Origin of the sequence: Streptomyces sp. NPDC055243, from assembly GCF_044544025.1 — a bacterium.
GTDB lineage: Bacteria > Actinomycetota > Actinomycetes > Streptomycetales > Streptomycetaceae > Streptomyces.
This window is the reverse complement of the sequence record NZ_JBITWR010000021.1, coordinates 1-16,764: the sequence shown is the minus strand read 5'-3', so window position 1 is coordinate 16,764 and position 16,764 is coordinate 1. Positions and strand designations below refer to the sequence as shown.

The 16,764-nt window shown below is 70.1% G+C and carries 15 protein-coding genes and 1 pseudogene; 6 read left to right on the top strand and 10 right to left on the bottom strand.

What is annotated here, in order from left to right:
* Positions 1-35: 35 nt before the first annotated feature.
* The 6 genes from ACIGXX_RS38625 to ACIGXX_RS38600 form a co-directional block, all read right to left on the bottom strand.
* Positions 36-695: an aspartate/glutamate racemase family protein gene (locus tag ACIGXX_RS38625; RefSeq protein ID WP_399983023.1), complete on the bottom strand. Its 660-nt coding sequence runs from the start codon at positions 693-695 to the stop codon at positions 36-38.
* On the bottom strand, positions 689-1,036 hold the full coding sequence (locus tag ACIGXX_RS38620) for a GNAT family N-acetyltransferase (RefSeq protein WP_351164065.1): 348 nt from the start codon (positions 1,034-1,036) through the stop codon (positions 689-691). Before ACIGXX_RS38620 ends, ACIGXX_RS38625 begins: the two co-directional genes overlap by 7 nt.
* Entirely contained in the window at positions 1,033-1,473 is a 441-nt protein-coding gene (gene panD, locus ACIGXX_RS38615) for an aspartate 1-decarboxylase (RefSeq protein ID WP_351164063.1), read from the bottom strand. Before panD ends, ACIGXX_RS38620 begins: the two co-directional genes overlap by 4 nt.
* A gap of 148 nt (positions 1,474-1,621) precedes the next feature.
* Positions 1,622-2,455, bottom strand: a complete 834-nt coding sequence (locus tag ACIGXX_RS38610) for an amino acid ABC transporter ATP-binding protein (protein ID WP_351164061.1) — start codon at positions 2,453-2,455, stop codon at positions 1,622-1,624.
* A 5-nt stretch (positions 2,456-2,460) separates the two neighbouring features.
* Positions 2,461-3,246, bottom strand: coding sequence for an amino acid ABC transporter permease (locus tag ACIGXX_RS38605; RefSeq protein WP_351164059.1), 786 nt, complete (start codon positions 3,244-3,246; stop codon positions 2,461-2,463).
* Positions 3,247-3,287: 41 nt separating this feature from the next.
* The gene (locus tag ACIGXX_RS38600) at positions 3,288-4,043 is read right to left on the bottom strand and encodes an ABC transporter substrate-binding protein (protein WP_399983218.1); all 756 of its coding nucleotides are present in this window, start codon (positions 4,041-4,043) and stop codon (positions 3,288-3,290) included.
* 402 nt (positions 4,044-4,445) lie between these two features.
* Between ACIGXX_RS38600 and ACIGXX_RS38595 the strand changes: the two genes are divergently transcribed.
* The gene (locus tag ACIGXX_RS38595; protein ID WP_351164058.1) at positions 4,446-5,057 is read left to right on the top strand and encodes a glyoxalase; all 612 of its coding nucleotides are present in this window, start codon (positions 4,446-4,448) and stop codon (positions 5,055-5,057) included.
* A gap of 98 nt (positions 5,058-5,155) precedes the next feature.
* On the opposite strand, the gene ACIGXX_RS38590 is transcribed toward ACIGXX_RS38595, so the two are convergent.
* Positions 5,156-7,051, bottom strand: coding sequence for an ABC transporter ATP-binding protein (locus tag ACIGXX_RS38590; protein ID WP_351164057.1), 1,896 nt, complete (start codon positions 7,049-7,051; stop codon positions 5,156-5,158).
* Positions 7,052-7,232: 181 nt separating this feature from the next.
* Here ACIGXX_RS38590 and ACIGXX_RS38585 point away from each other — a divergent pair, with 181 nt between their 5' ends.
* On the top strand, positions 7,233-9,515 hold the full coding sequence (locus ACIGXX_RS38585; RefSeq protein ID WP_399983014.1) for a glycoside hydrolase family 3 N-terminal domain-containing protein: 2,283 nt from the start codon (positions 7,233-7,235) through the stop codon (positions 9,513-9,515).
* 97 nt (positions 9,516-9,612) lie between these two features.
* Here the strand turns inward: ACIGXX_RS38585 and ACIGXX_RS38580 are convergent, their stop codons facing one another.
* Positions 9,613-10,470, bottom strand: a complete 858-nt coding sequence (locus ACIGXX_RS38580) for a GNAT family N-acetyltransferase (RefSeq protein ID WP_361471893.1) — start codon at positions 10,468-10,470, stop codon at positions 9,613-9,615.
* A gap of 334 nt (positions 10,471-10,804) precedes the next feature.
* On the opposite strand from ACIGXX_RS38580, the gene ACIGXX_RS38575 reads away from it, so the two are divergent.
* The 3 genes from ACIGXX_RS38575 to ACIGXX_RS38565 all read left to right on the top strand — a co-directional run bounded on the left by ACIGXX_RS38575 (position 10,805) and on the right by ACIGXX_RS38565 (position 15,326).
* A complete protein-coding gene (locus ACIGXX_RS38575) occupies positions 10,805-12,193 on the top strand; it encodes a family 2B encapsulin nanocompartment shell protein (protein WP_361471896.1) in 1,389 nt (462 codons plus the stop codon).
* Entirely contained in the window at positions 12,180-13,712 is a 1,533-nt protein-coding gene (locus ACIGXX_RS38570) for a SufS family cysteine desulfurase (protein WP_399983009.1), read from the top strand. Before ACIGXX_RS38575 ends, ACIGXX_RS38570 begins: the two co-directional genes overlap by 14 nt.
* A gap of 78 nt (positions 13,713-13,790) precedes the next feature.
* Entirely contained in the window at positions 13,791-15,326 is a 1,536-nt protein-coding gene (locus tag ACIGXX_RS38565; protein WP_399983006.1) for an AMP-binding protein, read from the top strand.
* 49 nt (positions 15,327-15,375) lie between these two features.
* Here ACIGXX_RS38565 and ACIGXX_RS38560 read toward each other — a convergent pair whose 3' ends face one another.
* A complete protein-coding gene (locus ACIGXX_RS38560) occupies positions 15,376-15,756 on the bottom strand; it encodes a zinc ribbon domain-containing protein (RefSeq protein WP_361471904.1) in 381 nt (126 codons plus the stop codon).
* Positions 15,757-15,867: 111 nt separating this feature from the next.
* Positions 15,868-16,575 (bottom strand): TetR family transcriptional regulator, encoded by a 708-nt coding sequence (locus tag ACIGXX_RS38555; protein ID WP_361471907.1) that lies wholly within the window; start codon positions 16,573-16,575, stop codon positions 15,868-15,870.
* Between the two features lie 108 nt (positions 16,576-16,683).
* Between ACIGXX_RS38555 and ACIGXX_RS38550 the strand changes: the two are divergent.
* Positions 16,684-16,764 (top strand): annotated as a pseudogene (locus ACIGXX_RS38550) (electron transfer flavoprotein subunit beta); the annotation flags it as partial.

The window sequence follows — 16,764 nt, the reverse complement described above, 5'->3', positions numbered from 1 at the left end:
GGGAGGTGAGCGGTCACTCACCTCCCGCGATCAGCCTACGACGTGACACCCGCCCCGCACCGGTCAACTGCCGCGCGCAGTCCGAGCCTTGGGCTGGAGAGCACCGGGGCACGCAGGGTGGTGCGGTCCGCGGCGGACGCCATGGACGCCTGGGCCAGCAGGACGGCGTCGACGCCGTCCAGGGCGTCGACGGCGGCCACGACCCGGTCCACGTATCCCTCGTGGTCACCGGCGGTGAAGCACTCCCAGGCGCCGTCCACCAGGACGGTGGTGACGTCGACGGGGTGCCCGGCGCGGGCGGCCTCCTCCTCGACGAGGGCCACGGTCGGCCCCAGGGTGCTGGCCACGGTGGCGACGACGGCCACGGACCGCCCGGCGGCCACGGCGGCGGCCGCCATCGGCCTATCGACCCGCAGCACCGGCACTCCGACGGCGGCGGCAGCGGACTCGGCGACACCGCCGATCGTCGAGCAGGTGCAGAGCACGGCGCTCGCCCCGTCGGCGGCGGCCCGTTGCAGGAGCTCCTGGACGGCGCCGGCCACCGCGTCCGGCCCCTCGGCACGGGCCCGCGCGAGCAGCTCCTCGTGGACGAGGTGGCGCAGCGCCACGCCCGGATGGTCCTCGTCCCGCAGCTCCTCGAAGACGGGGACGTGCACGGGCGAGGTGTGCAGCAGGGCGAGCGCCGGCGTCACCACGCGGCCGGGTCCGACTTCACCTTGTCCAGGGCCGCGGCGACCAGTGCCCCCGAGGGGACGGGCGCCTCGTCGGGGTGCCGCTCGGCCCACTTCACGACGTACGGACACAGGGGCGCCACGGCGACGCCTTCCCGCGCCGCCATCGCGTACAGCTCCCCGGCCAGCGAACCCGCGATGCCCTCGCCCTCGTGCGCGGGCACCACTTCGGTGTGCACCGGCACCAGGGCGGACTCGGGGGCGTCCAGCGTGAAGTAGACGATCTGGCCGACGACTTCGCCGTCGGCGCGCGCTTCGAGGACGCCGCGCGCCCGGTCGTCGCGGATCTCGATCCCACTGCTCATCGGCTCTCCTGGAGTGCTGACACGGCCTGCGGGCTGCGCGCCATGTCGTCGGCGCCCGGCACCGGAGCCGCCGCGTCGTCGCCGAGGGCCACGATGCGGTTGTCCGCGCCGTCGACGTGCACGACCTTGGGCCGCAGGGTGCGTGCCTCGGCGTCGTCGACCTGGGCGTAGCTGATGATGATCACCCTATCGCCGGGGTGCACGAGGTGCGCGGCCGCGCCGTTGATGCCGATCACGCCGCTGCCGCGTTCGCCCTCGATGGTGTAGGTCTCCAGGCGGGCGCCATTGGTGATGTCGACGATGTGCACGAGCTCGCCGGGCAGCAGGTCGGCGGCGTCGAGGAGATCGGCGTCGATGGTGACGGAACCGACGTAGTGCAGGTCGGCCTGGGTCACCGTGGCGCGGTGGATCTTGGACTTGAACAGAGTACGCAGCACTTTGGACTCCTGAAAGACGGCTCCCTGCCAGCTTTTTGCAGGTCAGGGGCGCCTTTCACTGTACATCGGCCACTGTTCGAATCTAGGACTTTCCACAACATCGTGCGCTGCGGCGAGCAGGCTTGGGATGTTCGGCCCCGAGGCGCACTCAGCGGTCCACGCGCTTCTCGTGCGGTCCTGTGTCCGGGACCTCGCCCACCTCCGCCGCCGCAGGATCGAGTACGCGTGCCAGGAACGTCCGGGTCCGCTCGTGCTGCGGGTCGCCCACCACACGTTCGGGCGTGCCCTCCTCGACGATCACTCCGTCGTCCATGAAGACCACCCGGTCGGCGACCTCGCGCGCGAAGCTCATCTCATGGGTGACCACCAGCATCGTCATCCCCTCCTGGGCGAGCGAGCGCATCACCGCGAGTACGTCCCCGACCAGTTCGGGGTCGAGTGCGGAGGTCGGCTCGTCGAAGAGCATCAACTCGGGGTCCATGGACAGCGCCCGAGCGATCGCGACCCGCTGCTGCTGCCCGCCGGAGAGCTGCGCCGGATAGGCCTGTTCCTTGTCGACGAGGCCCACCCGCGCGAGGTTGGCCCGCGCGATGCGCTCCGCCTCCTCCTTGCCGCGCCGCAGCACACGGCGCTGCGCGATGGTCAGGTTCTCCAGCACCCTGAGGTGCGGGAAGAGGTTGAAGGACTGGAAGACCATGCCGATCCGGCGGCGTACGCGATCGATGTCCACATCGAGGTCGGTGACCTCCGTGCCGGCCACCGTCACCGTGCCCGACGTGGGCTCTTCCAGGAGATTGACGCAGCGCAGCAGGGTCGACTTGCCGGAGCCCGAAGGGCCGATGACACAGACCACGTCACCGCGCCCGACCGTGAGGTCGATGCCCTTGAGCACCTCCAGATCGCCGAACGACTTGCGCAGCTCGCGCACCTCGATCGCCTGGCCGGAAGGTGCGGGCGCGTCGGGTGCCTTGTCCAACTTCATGGTGCTCACCTGGCTTTCGCCGTACGGGCCTCGAGCCGCCGCACCAGATGGCCGAGCGGGAGGGTGATGACGAGATACAGCAATCCGGCGATCAGGATCGGGGTCAGGCTCTTGTGCTCGTTCAGCGCGTCCCGGCCGAAGTTGGCCAGCTCGAACTGGCCGAGCGAGAGGCCGAGCAGATACACCAGTGAGGAGTCCTTGGTGAGTAGGATCAGCTCGTTCGTCAGCGGCGGCAGCACGATCCGGAACGCCTGCGGCATCACGATCGACACCATCGCACGCCCCGGTGACATGCCCAGCGAACGGGCCGCCTCCGTCTGCCCCTTGGGCACGGCCAGAATGCCCGCGCGGATCGTCTCGGCCATATAGGCGGCGCCCACCAGGCCCAGGGACAGCATCACCGTGATGTTCATGTCGAGCGCGACCTCGAAGGCCAGCGGCACACCGAAGCCGAGCGCGATGAACACAAGCAGGGACGGAACGCCGCGGAAGAACTCGATGTAGGCGATCGCGATCCAGCGGTACGGAGGCACCGTGGACAGCCGCATCAGCGCGAGGACGACGCCGAGCCCCAGGCCGAAGCCGAAGCCGAGCAGCGTGTAGTAGGCGGTGTTGACCAGCGCGGTGGTGATCACCTCGGGGAACAGCGCCTTGGCGATCTCCACGTCGAAGAACGCCTGGCGCAGTGTCCCCCAATCGGCCACCAGCGCGAACACGGCTACGGCGATGAACAGCACGGCGTACTGGACGCCGCGGAACAGCCGTGCCCGCCGCCGTCGGGACATGGACATACGTGCAGAACTCCTCTGGTCAGCCGTTTGAATGCTCGAGGTCAGCTCTGCGGAGTGGTACCGAACCACTTCTTGTAGATCTTGTCGTAACTGCCGTCGGCCCGGGCCTCCTTGAGGACCTCGTTGACCTTCGTACGCAGTGAGTCGTTGCCCGTGCGGAAGCCGATTCCGTACTTCTCACCGGTGTCGAACTCCGCGGTCACCTCGGCGTCCGGGTTGTCCTTGATGTATTCGAAGAGCACGCCGTTGTCGTTGATGCCCGCGTCGACTTTGCCGGCCTTGACCGCCGTGAGCAGCAAGCCGACGTCCTCGTACTCCACGAGCTCCATGTCGAGGCCCTTGCTCTCCTTCTTGGCGTAGATGCCGCCGGTGGTGGCCTTCTGGTAGCCGAGCTTCTTTCCCTTGAGATCCTCGAAGGTCTTGTAGGGCTGCCCCTTCTTGGTGATCAGCGCCTGAGTGGCGTTGAAGTAGGGGGCCGAGAAGTCCATGACCTTGTCGCGCTCGTCGGTGATCGTCATGCCTGCCGCGGCCAGGTCACACTTGCGGATGTTGAAGTCCTGGCCGGTTTCGATGCCCTCGAAGGGTGTGTTGACGATCTCCTGCTCCACCCCCAGTTCCTTGGCGACCAGGTCGACCAGATCCACGTCGAATCCGACGATCTTGCCGTCCTTCTTCGACTGGAACGGCGGATAGGGCAGATGCGTGCAGGTCTTGATCTTGCCGGACGAGACGAGCTTGATCCCCGAGGCGCCCTTGTCGCCGTCGCTGTCGGACTTGGTGCTGGTGCAGCCCGTCATCAGCAGGCCGGCGACTGCGGTCAGGGCTATGGCGGCCACCGGGGAACGAACGGACTTCGGGGGACGAGCGGACACAGGACCTCCAGGGCAGGCTCGAACCAGAGCGCGAGCGAGATCAACAGCGCTGTGTGCTGCGCAAGCTGCGGTGCATCCTGCCACCGGCCAGGGCTCTTGTCCCGCCCTCGGGATTGCGTATGGGTAACACACTCGATCTCCACCGCATCAACTCCCCTGTGTGAGCGGCAGATTGCCCTGCGTCAGGTTCCGGGTCGACGCCGAGGGGTGGCCGAAACGGCGGTCGCGACCACAGCCGGGCGAACTCCGCGGGAAACGGAGGGCCATGCGGGAAAGCGATCAGGATTGGAGAAGCACCGGTCACCGAGCCCGCCTAGCGTGACGGACATGACCTCCATCGACTGCATCACCCTCGAGGTGGCCGACCCCACGGCCGCCGAGCGCTTCTACACGGACGCCTTCGGGCTCGACAAGCAGGTACGGCTGCGGGCCTCGGAGGCCCCGACGTCGGGCTTCCGCTGGTTCACGGTCTCGCTCGTGGTCTCCCAGCCGTCGATCGTCGACGGTCTGTTCGGTGCCGCGCTGGCCGCCGGGGCCACGGAGCTGAAGCCCGCGAAGAAGTCCCTGTGGGGCTACGGCGGCGTCGTACAGGCCCCCGACGGGACGGTCTGGCAGCTCGCGAGCTCGTCGAAGAAGGACACCGGCCCCGACAGCCGGAAGATCGACGAGATCGTTCTCCTGCTGGGCGTCTCGGACATGGCCGCGACCAAGCGGTTCTACGTCGACCGCGGCCTCACCGTCGCCAAGAGCTTCGGCAGCAAGTACGTCGAGTTCGACGGTTCGTCGAGTCCCGTCAAACTGTCGCTGTACCCGCGTCGCGGCCTGGCCAAGGTCGCCGGTGTCCCGCCGGAGGGCAGCGGTTCGCACCGGCTCGCGATCGGCGGCGACGCCGGGACCTTCACCGACCCGGACGGATTCGCGTGGGAGCCCGCGGCCTGACGCGAACCGGCCGCTGAGGCCGCCGGGCGCGCACAGGGATCCCGCCCCGTCGTAAGCCGACGGAGCGGGACCGCAGGAGCCGACGACGATCCGCTCGCCTACACCGCCACCGCCGTCTTCTCCGATGTCCCCGCCGTGCCCGCGAACTGCGTGCGGTACAGCTCCGCGTACCGGCCGCTCACCGCGAGCAGTTCCTCGTGCGTCCCGCGCTCCACGATCCGCCCGGCCTCCACGACGAGGATCTGGTCGGCGGAGCGCACCGTCGAGAGCCGGTGCGCGATGACGATCGCGGTGCGGCCCTCCAGCGCTTCGGCCAGCGCCTCCTGCACCGCCGCCTCCGAGGTGTTGTCCAGGTGCGCCGTGGCCTCGTCGAGGATGACGACCCGCTGCCGGGCGAGCAGCAGCCTGGCGATGGTCATGCGCTGGCGCTCGCCGCCGGAGAGCCGGTAGCCGCGCTCGCCGACCACGGTGTCCAGGCCGTCGGGCAGGGAGCGTACGAGGTCTTCGAGGCGGGCCCTGCGCAGGACGTCCCACAGGTCGTCCTCGGTGGCCTCGGGGCGGGCCAGCAGCAGGTTGGCGCGGACCGACTCGTGGAAGAGGTGGCCGTCCTGGGTGACCATGCCGAGGGTCTGGCGCATGGACGCCGCCGAGAGGTCGCGGACGTCGACCCCGCCGATGCGTACGGCCCCGCCGTCCGTGTCGTAGAGGCGCGGAAGCAGTTGCGCGATGGTCGACTTGCCCGCCCCCGACGATCCGACGAGGGCCACGGTCTGGCCCGGCTCGGCGCGGAAGGACAGGCCGTGCAGGACCTCGTCGCCGCCTCGGGTGTCGAGGGAGGCGACCTCTTCGAGGGAGGCCAGGGAGACCTTGTCGGCGGACGGGTAGCCGAAGCGGACGTCGTCGAACTCCACCGTCACGGGGCCTGCCGGGACCTCACGGGCGTCCGGCTTCTCGTCGATCAGCGGCTTCAGGTCGAGGACCTCGAAGACCCGCTCGAAGCTGACGAGCGCGCTCATGACCTCGACCCGCGCTCCGGCCAGGGAGGTCAGCGGCGCGTAGAGGCGGGTCAGGAGCAGGGCGAGGGAGACGATCGCGCCCGCTTCCAGGGTGCCGTTGAGCGCGAAGTAGCCGCCGAGGCCGTAGACGAGCGCCAGGGCGAGGGCGGAGACCAGTGTGAGCGCGGTGATGAAGGTGGACTGCGCCATGGCCGTGCGGACGCCGATGTCCCGTACCCGGCGGGCCCGCGTGGCGAACTCCTGCGACTCGGCGCCCGGACGCCCGAAGAGCTTGATGAGGGTGGCGCCCGGAGCGGAGAAGCGCTCGGTCATCCGCGTGCCCATCGCCGCGTTGTGGTGCGCGGCCTCGCGCTGAAGCTTGGCCATCCGAGAGCCCATGCGGCGCGCCGGCACGACGAAGACGGGCAGCAGGACAAGGGCGAGGAGCGTGATCTGCCACGAGAGCGTCAGCATCACGGCCAGGGTCAGGAGCAGCGTGACCACGTTGCCGACGACGCCGGAGAGCGTGTTGCTGAACGCGCGCTGGGCGCCGATCACGTCGTTGTTGAGGCGGCTGACGAGCGCGCCGGTGCGGGTGCGGGTGAAGAAGGCGACGGGCATGCGCTGTACGTGGTCGAAGACGGCCGTGCGCAGGTCGAGGATGAGCCCCTCCCCCAGGTTCGCCGACAGCCAGCGGCCGAGGAGGCCGAAGCCGGCTTCGGCGAGGGCGATGGCGGCGATGAGCAGGGCGTACCGGACCACGAGGGAGGACTCGCCGTCCTTGACAATCGTGTCCACGACGTTGCCCGCCAGGACGGGGGTGGCCACGGCGAGCAGCGCGGTGACGACGCTCAGGAGGACGAAGTAGACGATGCGGCGTTTGTGCGGCCGGGCGAAGGTGCCGATGCGGCGCAAGGTGGCGCGGGCGAAGGGACGGCGGTCCTGCTCGGCGTGCATGACGCTCTGCAGCTGGGTCCAGGCTGTCGTTTCCATGCTCATGAGAAGAACGTAGAACCTCAAGTTTCCTTGAGGTCAAGCGTCGGGGAAAGGACCACCGAAACGAGACCCCCGCGCGTCCCTGCCGCGTCCCTTGACCCGCATGTATCAGGAACGTACTTTCGCTTCAACTCTTGTGGCCATCACAGAGGTTGTCGACTTCCTGACGCGAGAAGGCGAACACATGCGAGAGCTACGAAGGCGTACTCTGCTGTCCGCGATCGGCGGCACGGCCGTCGCGGGAGGCGGCTTCACCGCCGCGGGCACCGGAATCGCGCAGGCCGCGCCGGAGCGTCCGAGCCCCGTCGACCCGAAGATCAAGAAGCTGCTCGACCGTATGACTGTCGAAGAGAAGCTGGGTCAGTTGCAGCAGCTCCCCTGGGCCGTCAGCACGGGCCCCGGCGGCAGTGAGACCAAGGACGTCGAGGACGCGGCACGCGCCGGACGGCTCGGCTCGGTCCTGAACATCTTCGGCGCCAAGAGCAGCAACGCCCTGCAGCGCATCGCGGTGGAGGAGTCCCGGCTCGGCATTCCGCTGCTCTTCGGGCTCGACGTCATCCATGGACTGTGGACGACGTTCCCGATCCCCCTCGCCCAGGCGTCGAGCTTCGACCCGGAGGTCGCCCGGCGGGACGCCGAGGTGTCGGCGAAGGAGTCCCGCTCGAACGGCGTGCACTGGACGTTCTCGCCGATGATGGACGTCACGCACGAGCCGCGCTGGGGCCGCGTCGCCGAGGGCTGCGGCGAGGACCCGTACCTCACGACGGCGTTCGCCGTGGCCAAGGTGGAGGGCTACCAGGGCGAGAAGGGTTCGGGCCTCGACGCCAAGGACCGCGTCGCCGCCTGCGCCAAGCACTTCGTCGCGTACGGCGGGGCCGAGGGCGGCAAGGACTACAACACGGTCGACGTGTCGGAGTCGCGCCTGCGCAACCACTATCTGCCGCCGTTCAAGGCCGCGTTGGACGCGGGCGTGGCCACGGTGATGGCCTCCTTCAACACCATCAGTGGCGTCCCGGCCCACGGCAACTCCCACACGCTCACCGACGTGTTGCACAAGGAGTGGGGCTTCGACGGCTTCGTCGTCAGCGACTGGAACGGCGTCGACGAGCTGATCGCGCACGGTTTCGCCGAGGACGGCGCCGACGCGGCCCGCCTCGCGCTGAACGCCGGCGTCGACATGGAGATGGCGAGCACGGACCTGGCCGAGCACGGCAAGAAGCTGCTGAGCGGCGGCAGGATCAGCAGGAAGCGTCTGGACGAGGCGGTCACGCGCATCCTGCGCCTGAAGTTCGCCCTTGGGCTCTTCGAGCATCCGTACGTCGACGAGGGCGCCGCCATCGACAAGCCGTCCGCCGATGCCCGCAAGGCCGCCCGCGAGACCGCCGCCCGCTCGATGGTGCTCCTGAAGAACGACGGCGAGGCGCTGCCGCTCAAGAAGTCGACCGGTTCGATCGCGGTCGTCGGGCCGTTCGGCGACTCGGACGACCTGCTCGGCACGTGGACGTTCCCCGGCGCGGCCAAGAGCTTCCCCTCGGGCAAGATCCTCGCGGCGGTGCGGGCCGCCGCCCCGCAGGCGAAGGTGACGTACGCGAAGGGCGTCGACGCCGATGGCACGGACACCGGCGGCATCCCGGCCGCGGTCGCCGCGGCCGGGAAGGCGGACGTCACCGTCGTCGTGGTCGGCGAGCCCCCGGCGATGAGCGGCGAGGCGGCGGCGCGCAGCGACATCAGCCTGCCGGGCGGGCAGGAGAAGCTGATCGAGGCGATCGCCGGGACGGGCAAGCCGTTCGTGGTGGTCCTGGTCAACGGGCGCCCGCTGACCGTCGGCGACTGGCTGAAGTCCGCGCCCGCCGTCCTCGAGGCCTGGCACCCGGGTCTCGAGGCGGGCAACGCCATCGCCGACGTGCTGTTCGGGAAGGTCGATCCGGGCGGCAAACTGCCCGTCTCGTTCCCGCGCACGGTCGGCCAGATCCCCGTCCACTACAACCACGAGTCGACGGGCCGCCCCTACAACGCGGACAACAAGTACACGTCCAAGTACCTCGACCTGCCCCCGGACCCGCAGTTCGCCTTCGGCCACGGGCTCTCTTACACCAGGTTCGAGATCGGCGAGCCGAAGCTGAGCCGCGACAGCGTGTCGGCGCGGGCGCTGCGCAAGGGCGACACGCTGGAGGTCTCGGTCACCGTCCGCAACACCGGTGACCGCGAGGGCGACGAGGTCGTCCAGCTGTACGTCCACGACATCGCGGCGAGCATCACGCAGCCGGTGCGCAAGCTGCGCGGGTTCCGCCGGGTGACCCTTGGGCCGGGCAGGTCGAAAGCCGTCCGCTTCCGGCTCGGCGCCGACGACTTCGGGTTCTGGACGAACGCGCAGAGCGGTGAGTTCCGTGTCGAGGAAGGGGCCGTGGACATCTATGTGGGCAACAGCTCCGAGGCCGAGGCGAAGAAGAGGCTGACGATCACGTAGCGGCAGCGGCGCATCCCCTTGGCGGCGGAGCGGAGGGCCGGGTCCCGGTGGGCCGGGTCCCGGTGGGCCGGGTCCCGGTGGGCCCGGCCCTCACCCGTCAGCCGAGTTCGAGCGTGGTCACGCCGAAGACCCGCTCCTGGGCCAGCTCGCGCACGGGCCCGGTGTACATGCGGGCGGTCTCGAACGTGGGCTTCATGCCGCGCGCCTCGGCCAGGGCCACGGCATGCGGCTGGGACTCGGGGACGTCGATGACGACGGGCACGTCGTCCGCCTCCGCCGTCAGCGCGTCGAAGACCTCCTCCGCGTCGGCGCGCGTATCGGCGAACAGGGGCCCGACGCGCAGGGCGCCGTGTGCCGGGCGGAGCACGCCGTATCCGGTGACGCGGCCGTCGACGATGCGGGCCAGGGCGCGGTGCCCCGGCGCGGTGAGCCAGGACTCCAGGAAGCGCGGACGGTCGGCGGGGTAGCACGCGGCGTCGTACGCGGTGATCGCCCGCAGGCCCGCGGCCTCGACCGGCAGGATCCGCGGGGGTCGTGGGAAACCGCCGGGCACGAGACCCGTGTAGCGGATGGTGCGGTGGGCGAACTCGAAGCCCGAGCGGCGGTAGTTGTCCTGCTGGGCGACCACGCCGTCGAGGCCGACGGTGCGGTTTCCCGCGTGGGCGATGGCGGTCTGCCAGGTGGTGATGCCGTGGCCCCGGCCGCGCAGGTCGGGGCGGACGAGGTAGAAGCCCAGGAAGGCGTACAGCTCGTCGTAGTTCACGACCGAGATCGCGGAGACCGGCTCGCCGTCGATGCGGCCGATGAAGAACCCCTCCGGGTCCTGCACGAAGAAGGACGGGCCGTCGCGCAGTCCCGGGTTCCAGCCCTCGTCCGCCGCCCATCCGCTGACGATCTGCCAGTCGTCGAGCGTCGCCCGCGAGATGGTGAGCCGCCCAGGGGCCGAGTCTGTCATCGCTGCACCCTTCGTACGGCGGCCGCGATCATCGGCCGCACCGCCATCATCCTGCCCGGGTCACGGCTCCGATACCCGATTCATAAGCGCTCCTTTCAAGGGTGCTCGGCTCCGGTATCGGGATGATTTGAGCCGGATATCTGCCGTGCGAGGAATTTCCGGAAGAGGCCTGGAAGGCTGGTCCGCGGGTGCGGGGCCCACTGTCCATTCATTTCCGGCCTTTTCTCGACGAGCCCTGACAAACGACCACTTGCGGTCATGGAACAACGCGAAGACGATCGGCGCCGGATGCCGTCACGGCAGCCAGCAGAAACCGTTCTTCCAGGAGGTTCCAGTGAACGACCGGCTCGCACTCGGCCCGGATGCCGCACGGCAACTGGCGACGACCACCAAGACCACTCCGCAGATGCGCGGCATCACCCCGCGCTATCTGCTGCGCGCCCTGCCCTGGGTGGATGTCGAGTCGGGCACCTACCGGGTGAACCGCCGCCGGACGTTCGTGCTCGGTGACGACCGCATCACCACGTACGAGGAGAGCGGCTCGCAGCGCGTCGTCCCGGGCGACTTACGCGAGGTGCCCTACCTCCGCGACGCCGACGACGCCCTGCTCGCCGAACTGGCCGGCGCCTTCACCGAGGTCACCTTCGAGGCCGGGCAGGTGCTCGCCCAGGAGGGCGACCCCGCCGACCGGCTGTGGGTGATCGTGCAGGGCAAGGCCGAGAAGCGGGTGACCGGGCGGTACGGCGAGGACGCGCTGCTCGAAGTCATCGGCGACGGCCAGTTCTTCGACCTCGGCGCGTGGACCCGTACCGCCGCGATGCCCTACCGCGTCAAGGCGCTCACCCCGGGTGTGGCGCTCTGCGCGGACCGCAGCGCGCTCGCCGGGCTCGCCGACCGTGACGAGGCGCTGGGGGGCGCGATCACCGCGTACTGCGACGCGGACCCCGACACGCCCGGCGCCGAGGTGCCGGTGGACCTGAGCGCGGGGCACGTCGGCGAGCCGGACCTGCCGGGGACGTTCGTCGACTACGAGGACGCGCCGCGTGAGTACCACATGACGCTCGCGCAGACGGTGCTCCGCGTGCACACCCGGGTCGCCGACCTCTACAACGGGCCCATCGACCAGACCCGCGCACAGTCCAACCTCACCATCGCGGCGCTGCGGGAGCGGCAGGAGTCCTCGCTCCTGAACCACCCGGAGCACGGCCTGTTCCACAACGTCTCCGCCGGGCAGCGGGTCCAGGCGCGCACCGGCGCCCCCACCCCCGACGACCTGGACGAGCTCCTGACGCGGGTCTGGAAGCAGCCCGGCTTCTTCCTGGCCCACCCCAGGGCGATCGCCGCCTTCGGCCGTGAATGTACGCGGCGGGGCGTGCCCCCGGTGACGGACAGCCGCTTCGGCAGCCCGCTCCTGACGTGGCGCGGTGTTCCGCTGGTCCCGTCGGACAAGGTGCGGTTCTCGGGCGGCACGGGCGCGGGCCTCGGCACCACCGAGATCCTGCTGATGCGGACGGGCGAGGCCGAGCAGGGCGTGGTGGGGCTGCGTCCCGCGGGCGTCGCGGACGAGGTCGAACCGGGCCTGTCCATGCGGAACATGGGCGTCGACCAGAAGGGCATCACGTCGTACCTGATGACGGCGTACTTCAACACGGCCGTGCTGGTCGAGGACGCCATCGCCGTCCTGCAGAACGTCGAGGTGTCGAACTACCATGACTACTCCTGACGCCAGGGCGCGAGGGCTGGGCGTTCCGGGGCTGTCGAACCTGCCGGGTGTGACGGGGGTGCCGGGCGCGACGGGGCTGCCGGATCTGTCGGGCCTGCCGAATGCGGCAGGAGCCCCCGGCGCGACGGGAGTTCCGGGCGTGACGGGGCTGCCGAGCTCGACGGGAGTTCCGGGCGCGACGGGAGTCCCGGGCTCGACGGGGGTGCTGCCGACGGCCCCCGCGGAATCCGCTCTCCCGGCCGCGACCCCGACCACCGCCGGCGCGGGCGCGCTCCCGCAGCTCCAACCCCCGGGGTTCACACCGGAGTCGGCCCGCCAGGACATCCCGATCCTGCACCGCACCGTCAACGGCCACCCCCTGGTCTGGCTCGACAACGGCGCCACCACGCAGAAGCCGCGCCAGGTCATCGAGGCACTCGGCGCCTACTACGGCGCCGCGAACTCCAACATCCACCGGGGCGCGCACACCATGGCGCGCGAGGCGACGGAGATGTACGAGGCGGGACGGTCCGCGGTCGCCCAGTTCCTGGGGGCCGGGTCGCCGGACGACATCGTCTTCGTACGCGGCACGACCGAGGCCATCAACCTGGTCGCCCAGAGCTGGGGGCGGGACAACCTCGGTCCCGGGGACGACATTCTGGTGGCCGTCCTCGAACACCACTCCGACATCGTGCCCTGGCAGCTGATCGCGAAGGAGACCCGCGCCCGGGTCGTGCCGATCCCCCTCACGCCCGAGGGAGCGATCGACCAGGACGCGTACGCCGATCTCCTCTCCTCCCGCACCCAACTCGTCGCCGTCAGCCACGCGTCGAACGTCCTCGGCACGGTCCCGCCCGTGAAGGAGATGACGGCCCTCGCCCACCGCTACGGCGCCAAGGTCCTGGTGGACGGGGCGCAGGCCGTCGCGCACTTCCCGGTGGACGTGCAGGACCTGGACGCCGACTTCTACGCCTTCTCGGGGCACAAGCTCTTCGCCCCGACCGGCATCGGCGCGCTCTACGCGAAGCCGGAGATCCTGCGGGCCATGCGGCCGTGGCAGGGCGGCGGCAACATGATCGACTCGGTCGACTTCACGCGGACCACGTTCGCGCCGGTCCCGCACCGCCTGGAAGCGGGCACGGGCCACATCTCGGGCGTGGTCGGCCTGCTGGCCGCCCTGAACTGGTTCACGTCCTTCGACCGGAACGCCGTCGCAGCCTACGAGAGCGCGCTCATGACGTACGCGCAGCAGGCCATGGCCACGGTGCCGGGCCTGGAGGTCCTGGGGTCGGCGCCCGAGCGGATCGCGGTCCTCACCTTCACGCTCGCGGGCCACGATCCGGCGGGCATCGCGGAGTGGCTCGACCGCGACGGCATCGCCATCCGCGCGGGCCACCACTGCGCCCAGCCCGCGCTCGCCCACTACGGCCTGGAGTCGGCCGCCCGCGCGTCGCTCGCGCTCTACAACACGTCCGAGGAGGTGGATCAGCTGGTGGCGTCCCTGCGGCGGCTTCAGGAGGCGCCACAGACGGCCGGGTAGGAAGGGCGTCGGGGGTCCGGTTTCCCGTGCGGCATGGTCGGATAGGCGACGTACATCGACTGAGCTTCGGGAGGCAGGATGTTCGTCCCGTTCGGGGCCCTTGATTTTCTGGACCGCGCCACGGCCGTGTACGGGGACCGGGTCGGCATCGTCGACGAGCCCGATCAGCCGGCCGAGCCCTGGGAGGGGCTCACCTATCGGCGCGTGGGTGAGCTGGCGCGGGCCCAGGCCGCCGGTCTCGACGCACTCGGGGTGCCGCACGGCGCCCGGGTGGCGGTGGTCTCGCACAACAGCGCACGGCTGCTGACGTCGTTCTTCGGCGTCAGCGGCCACGGCCGGGTGCTCGTGCCCGTCAACTTCCGTCTCTCGCCCGACGAGGTGAGCTACATCGTCACCCGGTCGGGAGCGAGCGTCCTGCTGGTGGACCCCGAACTGGAGGACCACCTCTCGGAGGTGACCTGCAAGCACCGCTACACGCTCGGGGCCGGGGCGGACGAGGAGCTGTACCGCTTCGACACCGAGCCGGAGCCCTGGGAACACGACGAGAACGCCACCGCGACCATCAACTTCACCAGCGGAACGACCGCGCGCCCCAAGGGCGTTCAGATCACGCACCGCAACATCTGGGTGAACGCCCTGACGTTCGCGCTGCACGCCGGGGTCACCGACCGGGACGTCTATCTGCACACCCTGCCGATGTTCCACGCCAACGGCTGGGGCATGCCGTTCGCGATGGCGGGCATGGGGGCGCGCCAGGTCGTGCTGCGCAAGGTGGACGGCGCGGAGATCCTGCGCCGGGTGGCCGAGCACGGGGTCACGGTGATGTGCGCGGCGCCCGCGGTGGTCAACGCGGTGCTCGCCGCCGCGCGGACGTGGAAGGGGGAGGTCCCCGGCCGGGACCGGGTGCGCATCATCGTCGCGGGGGCTCCGCCGCCCACCAGGACGGTCGCCCAGGTCGAGTCCGAGCTGGGCTGGGAGTTCATCCAGATCTACGGCCTCACCGAGACCTCACCCCTGCTCACCATCAACCGCACCCGCTCCGAGTGGGACGACCTCACCTCGCAGCAGCGCGCGGAGAAGCTGGTCCGGGCCGGGGCGCCCGCGCTGGGCGTGACGCTGCGGACCTCGGACGAGGGCGAGATCCTCGCCCGCTCGAACGTGATCCTGGAGGGGTACTGGGAGCAGCCGGAGGAGAGCGCTCAGGCGCTGGAAGGCGGCTGGTTCCACACGGGCGACGGCGGTTCGATCGGCGCGGACGGCCATCTGACGATCAGTGACCGCAAGAAGGACGTCATCATCACCGGCGGTGAGAACGTGTCCTCGATCGAGGTGGAGGACGTGCTGTTCAGCCACCCCGCGGTCGCCGAGGTCGCGGTGATCGGGGTGCCGGACGAGAAGTGGGGCGAGACCATCAAGGCCCTGATCGTCCTGGCCTCCGGCGCGCACGCCACGGAGGAGGAGCTGATCCGGCACTGCAAGGAGCACCTCGCGGGCTTCAAGGCGCCGACCTCGGTGGAGTTCCGCGCCGAGCTGGCCCGCACGGCCACCGGAAAGCTCCAGAAGTACAAGCTGCGCGGGCCCTACTGGGAAGGGCGCGAGCGGGGCGTCAACTGACCGCAGGCCTTGCCGGTAGCGCCACCTGCCGAAAGCCCCACCGGAAGCGCTACCAGTCGGTGCTCGTGTGCGTCTCGCAGAGCTCGAAGACGGCCTCCCCGGTCTCCGGATCGGACCCGGCCACGGGCCGCACACGCGCGCCGACCCACACCAGATGCGGTGATGCGCCCACGACACGGCAGCGGAACACGAACCCTTCGGGGAAGCGGACGAGGGACTCGTTGCGCGCGGTCCCCGTGTAGCGGTTGACCACGCTGGACTGGACGACGACGCCTTCGCCGTCGCTGCGCTCCGCCTCCAGATCACTGGACGCGCACACCGGACACAGCATGCGCCGGAAGGACGCGGTGCCGCACCATCGGCAGCGTCGGTAGATCAGGCCGGTTCGCTCGTGTTCTGTCGGCGCGACGCTCAAATCCTGCTGGGACACGTCTCGACCCCCTGCATTCGGCTCGGATGCGCCGCGCTCGGCGTCGACGCCTTCGCACCATATGGCACTGAGTGCCAGCAGGTAAAGGTACTGAGTGCTGCTTTCCGGAGTTCAGTCCTGGCCGAGGGCCGACTCGACGCGCTGCACGACCCGCCACATGGGGGCACGCTTCGACACCACCATCACGACGACCTCGTCGTCGGTGTCGGCGGCGGCCTCCCCGTTCGCCGCGGCGCTCCCCCACCCGTTCCGCACCAGTTCGAGCGCGTGGTCCACCGCGGCCTCGGCGTCACCGTCGCCGCCCGAACGCAGCCAGGAGCGCAGGGCGTTGTTGTGCGCGGCGACCACGGCGGCGGCGATCACCTCGGCGCGCAGGGAGCCGTCATCGGCCTCGGCGTAGCGGCCGCGGAGGTAGCCGGCCATGGTGCGTTCGTAGCGGCGCACCACCGACAGTTCGTACGTACGGAGGCCGGGGACCTCTTGGGTGAGGCGGTAGCGCTGCACGGAGAACTCGGGGTTCGTGGCGTACATGCGCAGCACGATCCGGGCCGCGTCGCACACCGCGTCCACGGGATCGGCGCCGTCGGCCGCTTCGAGGAACGCCGTCATGTCGGCCAGGCAGCTCTCGTGGTCCGGAAAGACCGCGTCCTCCTTGGACGGGAAGTACCGGAAGAAGGAGCGGCGCCCGACCCCGGCCCGCGCCACGATGTCGTCCACCGTGGTCTGCTCGAAGCCGCGCTCCAGGAACAGCTGGAACGCCGCCTTGGCGAGCACCTCTCGCATGGGGGCCTTCTTCGCCGCTCCGCGTGCCTCAGTCATGCGGGGAACGTAGCACCGTGACGGCACATCTGGCACTACGTACCTTTACAGGGGGTACTGAGTGCCATACCGTCGTCCTAACGAACCACACCAGGTAGGAGAGCCGGCGTGAGCTTGAGGATCGTTGTCACCGTGAAGTACGTGCCTGACGCCACCGGCGACCGGCACTTCGCCGATGACCTGACCGTC